At 70.1% G+C, this 13347-nt stretch carries 12 protein-coding genes and 1 riboswitch; of the genes, 1 reads left to right on the top strand and 11 read right to left on the bottom strand.

The features are described 5' to 3' along the window. The first annotated feature begins 45 nt into the window (after positions 1-45). Positions 46-777 (top strand): N-acetylmuramoyl-L-alanine amidase, encoded by a 732-nt coding sequence (locus ACIBAE_RS02015; RefSeq protein ID WP_399281810.1) that lies wholly within the window; start codon positions 46-48, stop codon positions 775-777. 61 nt (positions 778-838) lie between these two features. Here the strand turns inward: ACIBAE_RS02015 and ACIBAE_RS02010 are convergent, their stop codons facing one another. The 11 genes from ACIBAE_RS02010 to ACIBAE_RS01960 form a co-directional block, all read right to left on the bottom strand. Further along, entirely contained in the window at positions 839-2002 is a 1164-nt protein-coding gene (locus ACIBAE_RS02010; RefSeq protein ID WP_399281809.1) for a cysteine desulfurase family protein, read from the bottom strand. Positions 2003-2153: 151 nt separating this feature from the next. Further along, on the bottom strand, positions 2154-2990 hold the full coding sequence (locus ACIBAE_RS02005; RefSeq protein WP_399281808.1) for a thioesterase family protein: 837 nt from the start codon (positions 2988-2990) through the stop codon (positions 2154-2156). Positions 2991-3028: 38 nt separating this feature from the next. Next, positions 3029-3688 carry a trimeric intracellular cation channel family protein gene (locus tag ACIBAE_RS02000; RefSeq protein WP_399281807.1) on the bottom strand — a complete coding sequence of 220 codons (660 nt, stop codon included), beginning with the start codon at positions 3686-3688 and terminating at the stop codon, positions 3029-3031. Between the two features lie 75 nt (positions 3689-3763). Continuing rightward, a complete protein-coding gene (locus ACIBAE_RS01995; RefSeq protein WP_399281806.1) occupies positions 3764-4984 on the bottom strand; it encodes an ABC transporter ATP-binding protein in 1221 nt (406 codons plus the stop codon). Positions 4985-4998: 14 nt separating this feature from the next. Continuing rightward, positions 4999-6093: an ABC transporter ATP-binding protein gene (locus ACIBAE_RS01990; RefSeq protein WP_399281804.1), complete on the bottom strand. Its 1095-nt coding sequence runs from the start codon at positions 6091-6093 to the stop codon at positions 4999-5001. Then, entirely contained in the window at positions 6090-7088 is a 999-nt protein-coding gene (locus tag ACIBAE_RS01985; RefSeq protein WP_399281803.1) for an ABC transporter permease, read from the bottom strand. The genes ACIBAE_RS01990 and ACIBAE_RS01985 overlap by 4 nt, the downstream gene beginning before the upstream one ends. A gap of 116 nt (positions 7089-7204) precedes the next feature. Continuing rightward, positions 7205-8983, bottom strand: a complete 1779-nt coding sequence (locus ACIBAE_RS01980) for an ABC transporter substrate-binding protein (protein ID WP_399281802.1) — start codon at positions 8981-8983, stop codon at positions 7205-7207. 79 nt (positions 8984-9062) lie between these two features. Further along, positions 9063-10064, bottom strand: a complete 1002-nt coding sequence (locus ACIBAE_RS01975) for an ABC transporter permease (RefSeq protein ID WP_399281801.1) — start codon at positions 10062-10064, stop codon at positions 9063-9065. A gap of 482 nt (positions 10065-10546) precedes the next feature. Beyond that, a complete protein-coding gene (locus ACIBAE_RS01970) occupies positions 10547-11320 on the bottom strand; it encodes an enhanced serine sensitivity protein SseB C-terminal domain-containing protein (protein WP_399281800.1) in 774 nt (257 codons plus the stop codon). Positions 11321-11494: 174 nt separating this feature from the next. After that, positions 11495-12235 carry an enhanced serine sensitivity protein SseB gene (locus ACIBAE_RS01965; protein WP_399281799.1) on the bottom strand — a complete coding sequence of 247 codons (741 nt, stop codon included), beginning with the start codon at positions 12233-12235 and terminating at the stop codon, positions 11495-11497. 49 nt (positions 12236-12284) lie between these two features. Then, complete coding sequence (locus ACIBAE_RS01960) at positions 12285-12962, bottom strand: AAA family ATPase (RefSeq protein WP_399281798.1); 678 nt, start codon at positions 12960-12962, stop codon at positions 12285-12287. Between the two features lie 170 nt (positions 12963-13132). Continuing rightward, positions 13133-13229: riboswitch (glycine riboswitch) on the top strand. The last annotated feature ends 118 nt before the right edge of the window (positions 13230-13347 follow it).

The following is a 13347-nucleotide window of genomic DNA, read 5'->3' as shown; positions in this document are numbered from 1 at the left end:
CGGGGCGGGGGAACCAGACTCGCGCGGGTATGCGTTCACAGTCATATGAGCGGAAAATTTGAGGGCCTGGTGCGCGCCTTGAGGAGCGTGCCACGCGGCGGAGGCGGACACAGACGCGGGCCCTCGGACGCCGGGAAGGTGGGACGCAGGACCCTGCTGATCGGCGGCGCGGCGGCGCTGCTCGGTGGTGGCGTGTACGGCGCGGAGGAGCTGGCCAGGCTCTGGTGGAAGACGCCGGGCATCGACAAGCCGCGCGTCGAGGGCGAGGTGGACGGCGCCCGCGCCGAGTGGATCGCGGCCTCCCCGGGGAATTTCCGGCGGGCGGACCGGCCCGCCGATTACCGGATCGACATGGTGGTGATCCATGTCGTCCAGGGCAGCTATCCGGTCGCGCTCAAGGTCTTCAAGGACCCGTCCCACCGCGCGGCCACGCACTACGTGATCCGCAAGGACGGGCATGTGGCGCAGATGATCCGCGAGCTGGACGTGGCGTTCCACACAGGGAACCGCGCGTACAACGAACGCTCCGTCGGCATCGAGCACGAGGGCTGGGTGGACCAGCCGAAGTCGTTCACGGACGCGATGTACCGGTCGTCGGCGCGGCTGACCGCCGGGATCTGCGCGCGGTACGGGATACCCGTCGACCGCGAGCACATCATCGGGCACGTCGAGGTCCCCGGCACGGACCACACCGATCCAGGGCCGTTCTGGGACTGGGACCGCTACCTGCCGCTCGTACGGGAGGCGGCGGCCGCGCACACGGAGGGCGTGGCCTAGTCCGTCGGGCGCGCTCGGCTCGGGCCGGTCGCTCAGCTCGGGCCGGGCCCCACGCGGCCCCTCAGCTCAGGCCCGCGTTCCTCGCGCGCTCCACCGCCGGGCCGATGGCCTTCGCCACCGCCTCCACGTCCGCCCTGGTCGAGGTGTGGCCGAGCGAGAAGCGCAGGGTGCCCCGGGCGAGGGTGGGGTCGCTGCCGGTGGCGAGCAGGACGTGGCTGGGCTGCGCGATCCCCGCCGTGCAGGCCGAACCGGTCGAGCACTCGATGCCCTGGGCGTCCAGCAGCAGGAGCAGGGAGTCGCCCTCGCAGCCGGGGAAGCTGAAGTGCGCGTTGGCGGGCAGCCGGTGGTCCGGGTCGCCGCCGAGGACCGCGTCGGGGACGCTCTCCCGTACGGCCCCGATCAGCTCGTCCCGCAGCGCGCCGATGTCCCGGGCGAACGCCTCGCGCCCCTCGGCGGCGAGCCGGCCGGCGACGGCGAAGGCGGCGATCGCGGGGACGTCGAGGGTCCCGGAGCGCACATGGCGCTCCTGCCCGCCGCCGTGCAGCACGGGTACGGGGGTGTGCTCACGGCCCAGCAGCAGCGCGCCGATGCCGTAAGGGCCGCCGATCTTGTGGCCGGAGAGGGTCATCGCGGCGAGTCCGGAGGTGGCGAACTCCAGCTCGGTCTGGCCGAAGGCCTGGACGGCGTCGGAGTGCAGCGGAATGCCGAACTCCGCTGCCACGTCGGCCAGTTCCCGGACCGGCATGATGGTGCCGATCTCGTTGTTGGCCCACATGACGGTGGCGAGGGCGACATCGTCGGGGTTGCGTCCGATGGCCTCGCGCAGCGCCTCGGGCGACACCCGTCCATAGGCGTCGACCGGCAGGTATTCGACGGTCGCGCCCTCGTGCTCGCCGAGCCAGTGCACGGCGTCCAGGACGGCGTGGTGCTCGACGGGGCTGGCCAGCACCCTGGTCCTGGCCGGGTCGGCATCGCGGCGGGACCAGTACAGGCCCTTCACGGCGAGGTTGTCGGCCTCCGTGCCGCCCGAGGTGAAGACCACCTCACTGGGCCGCGCGCCGAGAGCCTCCGCGAGCATCTCGCGGGCCTCCTCGACGGTGCGGCGGGCCCGGCGGCCGGCGGCGTGGAGCGAGGAGGCGTTGCCGGTGAGGGCGAACTGGGCGGTCATCGCCTCGATCGCCTCCGGCAGCATCGGAGTGGTCGCGGCGTGGTCGAAGTAAGCCATGGTGGTCCCGATTCTACGAGCCGCCGGGATCCGGCCGCGTAGCCGGGCCGCCCGGGCACCGGAGCGGCGTCCGGCCGTGGACGCACGGCGGACGGACGGCTGACGGCTGACGGCTGACGGCTGACGGACGACGGACGACGGACGACCGGCGTCAGCCGCGCGGCACCCGGGCCAGTTGGCGGGACTGGGCCACCAGGCGGTCCGCGCTGTCCCAGACTTCCGCGTCCTCCTCCAGATAGCCGCCCGCGAGGTTACGGGTGCTGATGGCGACTCGCAGCGGGCCGGGCGCCGGGGCGCGGCGGATGTGGGTGGTCAGCTCGATCGTGGGGGTCCAGCCCTGGAGGCCCAGCTCGAAGGCCGTCGGTGGCAGCGCGTCCACCGTCAGCAGCAGGGAGAGCGGATCCGGGGCGCGGCCGTCCGCGAGGGTGAACCAGCCACGGATCTCCCCCTTGCCGGACGGTGCGCCGACGGCCCATCCGGCGGTGGCCGGGTCGATCCGCATGTCGAACCGGTCCAGCAGGGAGAAATCGCCGGGGCCGGGCGGCGGGTGGTCGGCGGCGCTCGGGCAGCGTTCCGCCGGCGGGAGCGCGGGGGGCTCGGCCGTGGTGCGTACGTCGTCGGACAGCGTGTCCAGGTCGCCGTACGAGGCGAGGACCCGGATCCGCTCGACCTGGCTGCCGTCGTCCTCGTACTGGAGGAGGGACGCCTGACCGGTGGAGAGGGTGCGGCCGGACCGTACGGTCTCGGTACGGATCATCGCGGCGCCGGGCTTCGAGGGCGTGAGGAAGTGCGCGGTGAGGGTGAGCGGGTGCGGGTGCGGGAGGGCGTCGCCCAGGGCGCGGCCGACGACCGCCTGGAGATAGCCGCCGTTGAGCGCGTTGATGATCGTCCAGCCCGGGGAGAGGCGGGTGTCGTACACGCCCGGTTCGCGGAGGGTGACGGCGGTGTCGCGGTCGAACTCGCTGTCCCCGAGGGGTGCCTGTGCCATGGGACGCACGGTACAACAGGAACGTACTGAGCGGTAGCTTACTCTTCCTCGGTGGACGCGGAGCGCCGGTTCCAGGCGCGCGGCGCCCGCCAGTGGAAGCGCATCGCCAGCAGCCGCAGGACGAACGCCGTCAGGACGGCGAGTGTGCCGGTGAGGGCGCCCAGTACGTCGAAGTGGATGAAGAGCGCCACCATCGTGGCGCCGACGATGGCCGGGACGGCGTACAGATCGCGGTCCCAGCGCAGCAGCGAGGGAGCCTCGTTGGCGAGCACGTCACGCAGGACACCGCCGCCGGCCGCCGTGACCAGGCCGAGGACCACCGAGGCGGTGAGGCCGAGACCGTATTCGTACGCCTTGGTGGTGCCGGTGACGCAGAACAGGCCGAGCCCCGCCGCGTCGAAGACGTTGACCGCGCCCTGGATGCGCTCGACCTGCGGATGCAGGAAGAAGACCAGGGCCGTCGCCGCGAGCGGCATGGAGAAGTAGCCGAGGTCCGTGAAGGCGGCGGGCGGTACGGCCCCGATGATCAGGTCACGGATGAGCCCCCCGCCCAGCGCGGTGATCTCGGCCAGCACCGCCATGCCGAAGACGTCGAAGTTCTTCCGTACGGCGAGCAGCGCGCCGGATATCGCGAAAACGAAGATCCCGGCGAGGTCGAGTCCGTGCTGGAGGGAGGGCGTGAAAAGTTCGTGGAGCACTCGAACAGTGTGCCGGGTCGCCGGGACGGAGAGATTCCGCGTCCCGGCGGCCCAGCACAGGCCGCTGCCCCGCTCCTACTCCTTGCCGGTCGGCTCGGTCGTCCCCTCGGAGGCGGTCGTCCCCTCGGAGGCGGTCGTCCCCTCGGAGGCGGCCGAGCCCTCGGACGCCTCGCCGGACGCGGCCTTCGGCACCACGTCGACCAGCTCGATCGCTTCCCGGGCCGCCGACAGCAGCACCGTGTCCTCGGGCGCCTGGTCCGGAGCGTTCTCCGGGTGGTGGCACGCCACCTGCTGGCCCGGCTTCAGCATCTGCATCGGCGGGTCCACGGTCGTGCAGATCTGGGTCGCCTTCCAGCACCGCGTGTGGAAGCGGCAGCCGGTCGGCGGCGAGATCGGCGACGGCACGTCGCCCTTGAGCAGGATGCGCTCGCTCTTGACGCCGCGCCGCCTCGGGTCCGGCACCGGCACCGCGGACATGAGCGCGTTGGTGTACGGGTGCATCGGCGCCGAGTACAGCGACTTCCGGTCCGCCAGCTCGACGATCTTGCCCAGGTACATGACCGCGATCCGGTCCGAGACGTGCCGGATGACCGACAGGTCGTGGGCGATGATCACGTACGTCAGACCCAGCTCGTCCTGGAGGTCGTCCAGCAGGTTGACCACCTGCGCCTGGATCGACACGTCCAGCGCGGAGACCGGCTCGTCGGCGACGACGAGCTTCGGGTTGAGCGCGAGCGCGCGGGCGATCCCGATGCGCTGCCGCTGGCCGCCGGAGAATTCGTGCGGGTAGCGGTTGTAGTGCTCGGGGTTGAGCCCCACCCGCTCCAGCATGCTCTGGACGGTCTGCTTGACGCCGCCCTCGGGCGTGACGCCCTGGAGCTTGAAGGGCGCGCTCACGATCGTGCCGATCGTGTGCCGCGGGTTCAGCGACGAGTACGGGTCCTGGAAGATCATCTGGACGTCGCGCCGCATCGGCCGCATACCGCCCACGCCCAGGTGGGTGATGTCCCGGCCCTGGAACTCGATCTGCCCGGCGGTCGGTTCGAGCAGCCGCGTGATCAGCCGGCCCATCGTCGACTTGCCGCAGCCCGACTCACCGACCACGCCCAGCGTCTCGCCGGAGCGGACCTCGAAGTCGAGGCCGTCCACGGCCTTGACCGCACCGGTCTGCCGCTTCAGCAGGCCCTTCCTGATCGGGAAGTGCTTCTGCAGACCGGTGACCTTGAGCAGGGTCTCGCCGGGGGCGGCGTCCCTGTTGAGGAGGCCGGCGCCGCCGCTCTGCGCGGGAATCGTCACGTCTTTGTCCTCGCTCACAGCTTGGGCGCAATCTCTTCGGTCCAGATGCGCTCCCGGTCCTGCTCCGACATGTGGCAGGCGGCCCAGTGTCCGCGGTCCGTCTCGGAAAGCTCGGGCCGCGTGGTGCGGGTGACGCCTCCCTTGGGCACATCGGCGTACGGGCAGCGCGGGTTGAAGACGCAGCCGCTCGGCAGGTTGATCAGGGAGGGCGGGGAGCCCTTGACCGGGATGAGGCGCTCCGTCTGCTCCCGGTCGATGCGCGGCATCGATCCGAGCAGGCCCCAGGTGTACGGGTGGCGGGGCTCGTAGAAGACCTTCTCCGCCGGGCCGCGCTCGATGCACCGGCCGCCGTACATCACCAGGAGGTCGTCGGCCAGCTCGGCGACGACGCCCAGGTCGTGCGTGATGACGATGACGGCGGAGCCGAACTCCGTCTGCAGGTCCCGGATCAGGTCCAGGATCTGCGCCTGGACCGTCACGTCCAGAGCCGTGGTCGGCTCGTCGGCGATCAGCAGGTCGGGGTTGTTGACCAGCGACATCGCGATCATCGCGCGCTGCCGCATGCCGCCCGAGAATTCGTGCGGGTAGGAGTCCACCCGCTTGTCGGGCTGCGGGATGCCGACCCGGTCGAGCATCTCGATGGCCCGGCGGCGCGCGGCCTTCTTGTCCACCTTGTGGTGGATCTGATAGGCCTCGATGATCTGCTTGCCGATGGTGTAGTACGGGTGCAGGGCCGACAGCGGGTCCTGGAAGATCATCGCCATGTCGCGGCCGCGCAGCTTGCGCACCCGGTCCGGGGAGGCGGTGAGGAGCTCTTCGCCGTTCAGCCAGATCTCACCGGAGACCTGTGCCTTGCGCTTACCGTACTGGCCCGTGGTGTGCAGGCCCATGATGCCCATCGAGGTGACGGACTTCCCGGAGCCGGACTCCCCGACGATGCCGAGGGTCTTGCCCTTCTCCAGCTGGAAGCTGAGCCCGTCGACGGACTTGACCAGACCGTCGTCCGTCGGGAAGTGCACGCGCAGGTCGCGCACGTCCAGGAAGGAGTCGGACGGGCGGGTGGCGACGGGCTCGCCGAGGGCGGAGCCCGTGGTGCTCAGGTCGGTCATGCGAGCCTCACTCGGGGGTCGATCACGGCGTAGAGAACGTCCACGAGGAGATTCGCGAAGGCCACCGCGAGGGCCGTGACCAGCGTGACGCCGAGGATCACCGGCAGGTCCTTCACGCTGATCGCCGTGAGTACGGCCTGACCGAGTCCGGGAAGACTGAACGTCGTCTCGGTGAGGATCGCGCCGCCGATGAGGGCGCCGAGGTCCATCCCGAGCAGCGTGAGGATCGGCGTCATCGTGGAGCGCATGGCGTGCTTGCCGATGACGACGGGCTCACTCAGCCCCTTGGCACGGGCGGTACGGATGTAGTCCTCACCCATCACCTCCAGCATGGTGGCCCGGGTGATCCGGGCGTACATCGCCGCGTAGAGGAAGGCGAGGGTGATCCAGGGCAGCAGCATGCCGCCGAGCCAGCCGCTGAAACTCTCTTCGAGCGGCACGTACTGGGCGTCGAGCCAGCCCAGTCCGTAGCTGAAGACCGCCAGCGACAGCAGGCCGGTGAAGTAGATCGGCAGCGAGACGCCGGCCAGGGCGACCAGCATCGCGCCGCGGTCCCACAGGGTGCCCCGCTTGAGCGCGGAGAGCACACCGGCGGCGAGGCCGAACAGCAGCCACAGCACGGCGGCGCCGATCGCCAGCGCCAGGGTCACCGGCAGACGGTCGGTGAGCTGCGGCCAGATGGCCTGCTCGGTGCGGAAGGAGTAGCCGAAGCAGGGGGCCGCGCAGTGGGTGACATCGCCGCCGGCCGAGTAGGTGCGCCCGACGAAGATGCCCTTGAAGAACTCCCAGAGCTGAACCAATATCGGGTCGCCCAGTTGCAGTTTCTCGCGAACGGCCTCCAGGCCCGCGGCATCGGACTGCTTGCCCACGTACATCGTGGCCGGGTCGACGCCCGCCCACTTGGGGATGAGGAAGAAGATGCAGAAGACCACCAGCATGATGACCACCAGCATCACTGCGACGGCCATGAGCCGCCTGATGAGGTATGCGAGCACTGCTCTCGGCCACGCGGCGGGACCGCGGGCCACCGGAATGCGTCCGGTGGCCCGCGGTCACACCACTCCGGCCTTCACCTGCCTTTCGTGCCGTACGGCGGGTGTACCGGTGGTGGTTACTTCACAACGCCCAGGCTGGTGAAGTCATACATGCCGCTGTACGCGTTCGTGGTGTACACGTTGGTCAGCCGGTTGCCGCGCCAGTTGATGAACTTCTCGAAGGTGAAGGGCAGGTAGTACGCGCCCTCCATGACCTGGTGGTTGATCTCCGTGGCGATCGTTTCCTTCTTCGCCGCGTCCAGCTCGACGGAGAACTTCGCGAAGTTGGCGTCGATCTTGGGGTCCTTGATCATCGCGAAGTTGTTGTTTCCGCTGTCAAGGATGTACTTGCTGCCCCAGAGCGGCAGGCCGTAGCCCTGCACCGAGGGGAAGTCCGGGCCCCAGCCCATGATGATGATGCCGTAGTTCTTCTGCTTGACGACCGTGGGGTTACCGATGATGCCGCCGGTCTGCGAGCCGTCGAACTGGTCGATGTCGACCTGGATGCCGACCTTCTTCAGCGACGCCTGGAGCGACTCGGCGGACGCGACCTCGACCGGCTTGTTGTTACGCACCGCGATGGTGGTCTTGAAGCCGTTCGGCTGACCGCAGGCCTTGAGCTCTTCCTTGGCCTTGGCGATGTTCGCCGCACCGTCGTTGGTGGCGAGACCGTACGGGTCGTACTTCTGGCCCTCGGAGCCCGGAACCGCCGGCGGCAGCATGTTGGTGCCGATGTCGCCACCCGCGAGCGGGCCACCGCGCGCGGTCTGGATCGACTTGTGGTCGGCACCGTAGATGACGGCCTTGCGGCAGTGCTCGTTGTCGAACGGCTTCACGATCTGCGGGAAGACCGCGTACCGGACGTAGCCGGAGACCGGGTTGTCCAGGTTCTCCTTGTGCTCCTTGAGGGCCTTGTTACGGCCCTGGGGGGAGAGACCCGTCTGGTTGAGGTCCAGGTCGTAGTCGCCCGCGATCAGACGGTTGTCCATGTCGTTGGCGTTGGTGAACAGGTTCACCGTGATCTTGTCCGGGAGCGCCTTGCGGACCGGGTCCGAGGCCTGCTTCCAGTTCTCGTTGCGGACGAGCACCAGGGACTTGTTCGGCGAGTACGACTCGAACTTGTACGGGCCGGCGGAGAAGGGGAGCAGGCCGTACTTGGACTTGGTGTCCTTGTCCTGGCGCACCGGCGAGGACGAGGTGAGCGCGAGGATGTCCTCGAAGTCACTGTTCGCGGTGGGCAGGTGGAAGATGATGGTCTTCTCGTCCGGCGTCTCGATGGCCTTCAGACCCTCCTTGGAGGTGTCCTTGTAAGGCCCCTTGTACGCGCCCTCGGGGTCGAGGATGTCCCTCAGGTAGACCGGACCGCCCGAGAGGACGTCCTGGGCCCACTGACGCTCGATGCCGTACTTGACGTCCTGGGACGTGATGGCCTTGCCGTCTTCCCAGCTGACGCCGTCACGCAGGGTGTACGTGTAGGTCTTGCCGTCGGCCGAGACCTTCGCGCGGTCGGAGGCGAGGTCGGGGGTGAGCTCGGCGCCCGTCTTGCCCGGCTCCGTCTTGCTGGTGACCAGCTGACGGGTGTAGTAGCGCATGAAGTTCCACACGAACCCGTAGTACCCGCGGGTGGGGTCCCACGAGTCGGCGTCCTGGGCGCCCGCGTACTTCAGCGTGCCGCCCTTCTTCGCCGAGGCGTTGGCGACCTTGTTGTTGGCCGCGTCGAAGCCGGCGCCCGCGCTCTTGCTGTCCTTGCTTGCGCCATCACCGCCGCCGCACGCCGCTGTGGTCAGCAGTGCAGCGACCACGGCAGCAGCGGCCATGGCCTGCTTGCGCCGCCCTGTGGTGCGTTGGGTAGTCACGATCTCGGATCCTCCGTGTGAGTAGCGGCCCTGTGAGGAACGGGCCCTGAAGTGGCGCGGGTGCAGCTGTACGGCGGGTTTAGCGCGAGCCCTTCGGGTCGAGCGCGTCACGCACGCCGTCGCCGAGGAGATTGAAGGAGAGCACGGTGATGAAGATGGCCAGACCCGGGATCAGCATGTACATCGGGTCCGAGTCGTAGAAGTTCACCGCGGAGGAGAGCATCTGCCCCCAGGAGGCGGTGGGCGGCTTGACGCCCACACCCAGGAAGCTGAGAGCCGCCTCGGTCAGGATGTTGGTGGGAATCATCATCGTCGTGTACACGATGATCGGCGCGACGATGTTGGGCAGCAGCTCCTTGAACAGGATGTACGTCTGCCCGGCGCCCAGGCTCCGGGCCGCCTCCACGTACTCCCGTTCCCGCAGGGAGAGCGTCTGGCCGCGCACCACCCGGCCGACGTACGGCCAGCCGAAGAATCCGATGACCAGGATCATCACCACGAGGCGGACGCCCGTACCGGACAGTCCGAACATCCGGTTCGGCATGACCGAGACCAGGGCGATGATGAACAGCAGCTGCGGGAAGGCGAGAAGCATGTCCATCACGCGGCTGATGAGCGCGTCCAGCCAGCCGCCGAAGTAGCCGGCCAGGACGCCCAGCACGGTACCGAAGACGACCGCGACGAGGGCGGACAGGAAGCCGACGAGCAGCGAGACCTGCGCACCGTAGACGATCCGGGCGAACAGGTCCCGGCCGCTGACGGGCTCGACCCCGAACCAGTGCTCTCCACTGACGCCGCCCAGGGAGCCGAGGGGGGTGGAGAAGAGCGGGTCGATCAGGTCTTCGTGGTATTCGTCGGGCGACTGCCCGGCCAGGTGCGCGATCAGTGGCGCCAGCAGCGCGATCACGATCAGCACGAGCACGACGGCTCCGCCGGCGAGGGCCAGTCTGTCCCGCTTCAAGCGGTCCCAGGCGATGCGCCCGAGAGACCGCCCCTGGACCGACTTGCCCTGAACAGCGGCGACTTCTTCCGTCGCGCTGGGGGCCGTTTCCGTGGTCGGCTCGTGCAATGGTGCCGTCATCGTGGCAAGAACCCCTCTCAACCGGCGGTGACCGGCCCGCACTTGCCGCTTCAGCGGCCCGTTCTCATCAGCAGAGCGAGCAGCGCACTGTCTCCCGTCACGCGGGGCGGGCCACTCGCACACAGGCCCGAAAGGCCATGCATATGCCGGGAGTCTCCATGCCCGTCGCGATCACCCGCCACCCCTGACGGGGAAAGGATGCGCAACCGTGATGCTCCTAGAGGTGTTCCGTTATCCGGACTACGGGTAACAGTGTGCGGACGTATGTCATTTGAGGACGGGGGCGATGAGAGGCCCCAATCCACCATCTCTCGCACGGAATCGGCATATCAGGCCCGCATCGCCGCGTCCCGGCGACTCTACGCGCGTCCGCACGACGCCATGCGGCATTCCGCCAGATATCTGACGGCCGATCAACCACGGCGGGAGGCAGCCGCCGGAGACAGCGACACCCGACAGAGGTACGTCACGGGCCGTCGGGCTCAGTACGGCCGGGGGTAGCCGTAGCCGGACGCCGGGGCCGGGGCCGCGTGGGCCTCCCGGTCGTAGAACGGGCGGGAGTTGGCCCGCAGCCACATCGTCACCGGGTCGTAGTCGTCGGACATCGCGACCGTGGAGACCGGCAGCCCGTCCGGGACCGCGGCGATCGACTGGCGCATCATCGCGCGTACGGAGTCGACGGAGGCCGCGCCGGTGTCGTAGAGATCGAGGCCGATCGCCAGATACGGGGCGCCCAGCGCCGGCTGCACCCAGGCGCGCCGCAGCGAGCGGACGGCGGGGGTGCGGTGCGCGTTCTGGGTGAGCTGGGCGTAGAACTGCGGGAGCGCGATGGCCGGGTCGGACAGCCGCAGCGGGCCCGCCGGCATCCGGTCGAGGCCGGTGGCGATGCGGCGCAGATCGAGCCAGGGGATGCCGATGCCGCCGCCGGGCGCGTGCGGGTTGAGCCAGATCCCCCAGCGGTCGGGGTAGAGGGCGCGGGCGATGTCGTGTCCCGTGACCACTTCATGCGCGCGGGTCCAGCCGCTGACCGCCAGCTCCTGGGCGGAGGTGACGCAGGGGGCGTAACCGAGGCCCTCGACCTCCATGTTGCCGTACTGGGCGTCCGGCGAGCCGGCCTGGCCCTGCCAGAGCAGCATCCAGACGCCGCCGTCGGCGAGGGCCCGCAGGAGCGCCTCGTACGCGTCGTACCGTCCTGGCGTCACCTGGCCCAGCAGGTGCTCGACCTGCCCGGCCGCCGCGGTGCCTGACGCGCTCACTCCGGGTCCACCCCTCTTCGATCCGCCATTCGGCCAACTCCCCCGGTGTCCCGCACCCTCCGGGGACACGGGTACGGCGCCCCCGCCGTCGGCCCTCACACATCCGTCATCAAACCAGCTTAGGCGGGGGCACCGACACAGACTTGACGCCGGGCGTGCCTACCGCATAGGCGGCTATACGTACCCACGCTGATAGAACGGACGCACCTTCGCCAGCAGCCAGTCGCCGACCGGGTCCTGGGCGACGTCCAGCAGAACGAGATTGACCGGCCGGCCCACCTGGACCCGGCCCAGCGCACGGCCGAGGGCGTCCAGCGGGGCGTTGCGGTCCCCGGGCTCCCAGGAGGAGAGCTGGACGCCTATGAAGAGCGCCGGCGCCTCGCCCTCCACGCTGGCGAGCGCGCGCCGGGCGGAGAGTACGACTCCGGCGGCCTCGAACTCAGCAGCGGCGGCGGCGAGGAAGTCGACCGGGTCCTCCTGCCAGTCCGGCTCGAAGAGCCTGACCCGTCCGCCGGCGGCCGGCCCGTCGAGCGGTGTGCGGCCCGCCCGGCACAGCTCGGCGACGGCGGGCGGCGGCAGCGGCATCCCGACCACACCACCGGGGTTGACCACGATGCCGAGCTGCGGGGGCAGGCCTCGCGCGAAGTCACGGGCCGGGGCGACGGTGAAGGACATATGGCCGCCGACGCACTGCAGGAACTGCTGCTCGGAGCTGAACACCGGCACGTACGGGGCGCCCTCGATCTCCGTCGTCGGCAGATCGAGGTCGGCGCTGTCGGGCCCGCCGCCGGCCGGCAGCGGCACCCAGACCTGGCTGCGCCCGAGCACCTCCACCAGGCGCCCGCCCGCCGCGTCGTTGCCGACCGAGGCGGCCAGTACCTCTTCGAGCTCGTTGCCCGGCCATGCTGTGTTCACAGTCTTCCCCTCCACGTCCCCGCCGCAGCACCCTAACGCCGAGCCCGGCTCACTCCCCAGGGGCCGCCGGGAACGTGATCCGGTCCAGCGCTCCCGCCGCGTCCCGGTCCAGCAGGACGGCCGAGGAGCAGCCGGGCGGGAGGCCACCGGTGGCGGTGGTCAGGAGGTGGCGGACCGCGCGGCGGTGCCGGGCGAAGGCGTGGCCGGAGACGCCCCGGCCGCGCTCGCGCTGCCCGGCGCGGGCGGCCTCGGGGGTGACGTCGAGGAGCAGGAGATGGAGTCGGCGGCCGCGCCGGCGGGCTTCGCGGGCCAGCCAGCGGCGCACCCAGGCCTGGCTGCCGCAGTCGTGGACGACGACACTCGCCCCGGAGCGCAGCGCGCGCCAGAGCCCGGTGTAGTGGGCGAGCCGGACGAGCGGGCGGTAGGCCCCGTACGGCAGCCGGGCCGGGAGCCGCCGTTCCCAGCGGTCCCGGGCGTCCTGCGAGTCGATCCCGCCGCCCTCGGTGGCCCGCCGGATCAGGGTGGACTTGCCGCTGCCGGGCAGTCCTGACACGACCACCACGTCCCCCGCGGCGAAGACCAGCCCCCAGGGCCCCCGGCCTGCCAGGCCCCGCAGGTCGCGGACGGCGGTGACGGGCTCCGTCACCGCTTCGCGGATCCGCCTGACCCGCGCTCGCGCGGGCGCCCCCATCGTGGTCACACACGCGCCGGACCCGTGCGACGTCATGGCCGTCCCCCTGTCAGCTCAGTCCATCTGGCCCACGTTCCCTGCCCATGAAGTGTAAAGAAATGGTAATGGGACACAAGCTTTTCACCCGGATGGGCGTGTCGGGGCCGGTCGTCCCACTCCGGCCCGATGCGTGCGATGATGGCCGCGCCAACTGCATACCGGCCGTTTGAATCCGCGCGGGAGAGTCCCGGCCACCTGGTGGACCGGGCGCCGAAGGAGCAAGTCCTCCCTTGAATCTCTCAGGCCCCGTACCGCGCGGATGAGGCAGATCTGAAAAGCGGGCCGCGCTTCTGCGGCTCCACCCAAGGTGCAAGTCATGACCGCCCGTTCCGAGCAGTACGCGCGGACGGTCATGGTGAACCTCTCAGGTTCCGATGACAGA

It is taken from the genome of Streptomyces sp. NPDC051569, assembly GCF_044454085.1.
Classification (GTDB): Bacteria; Actinomycetota; Actinomycetes; order Streptomycetales; family Streptomycetaceae; genus Streptomyces.
This window is presented reverse-complemented; position numbering and strand designations above follow the sequence as displayed.

Excerpts from the sequence above, each read along its gene's own strand:
- ACIBAE_RS02015 (WP_399281810.1), top strand. The coding sequence starts at position 46 with ATGAGCGGAAAATTTGAGGGCCTGGTGCGCGCCTTGAGGAGCGTGCCA.
- ACIBAE_RS02010 (WP_399281809.1), bottom strand. The coding sequence starts at position 2,002 with ATGGCTTACTTCGACCACGCCGCGACCACTCCGATGCTGCCGGAGGCG.
- ACIBAE_RS02005 (WP_399281808.1), bottom strand. The coding sequence starts at position 2,990 with ATGGCACAGGCACCCCTCGGGGACAGCGAGTTCGACCGCGACACCGCC.
- ACIBAE_RS01990 (WP_399281804.1), bottom strand. The coding sequence starts at position 6,093 with ATGACCGACCTGAGCACCACGGGCTCCGCCCTCGGCGAGCCCGTCGCC.
- ACIBAE_RS01975 (WP_399281801.1), bottom strand. The coding sequence starts at position 10,064 with ATGACGGCACCATTGCACGAGCCGACCACGGAAACGGCCCCCAGCGCG.
- ACIBAE_RS01960 (WP_399281798.1), bottom strand. The coding sequence starts at position 12,962 with ATGACGTCGCACGGGTCCGGCGCGTGTGTGACCACGATGGGGGCGCCC.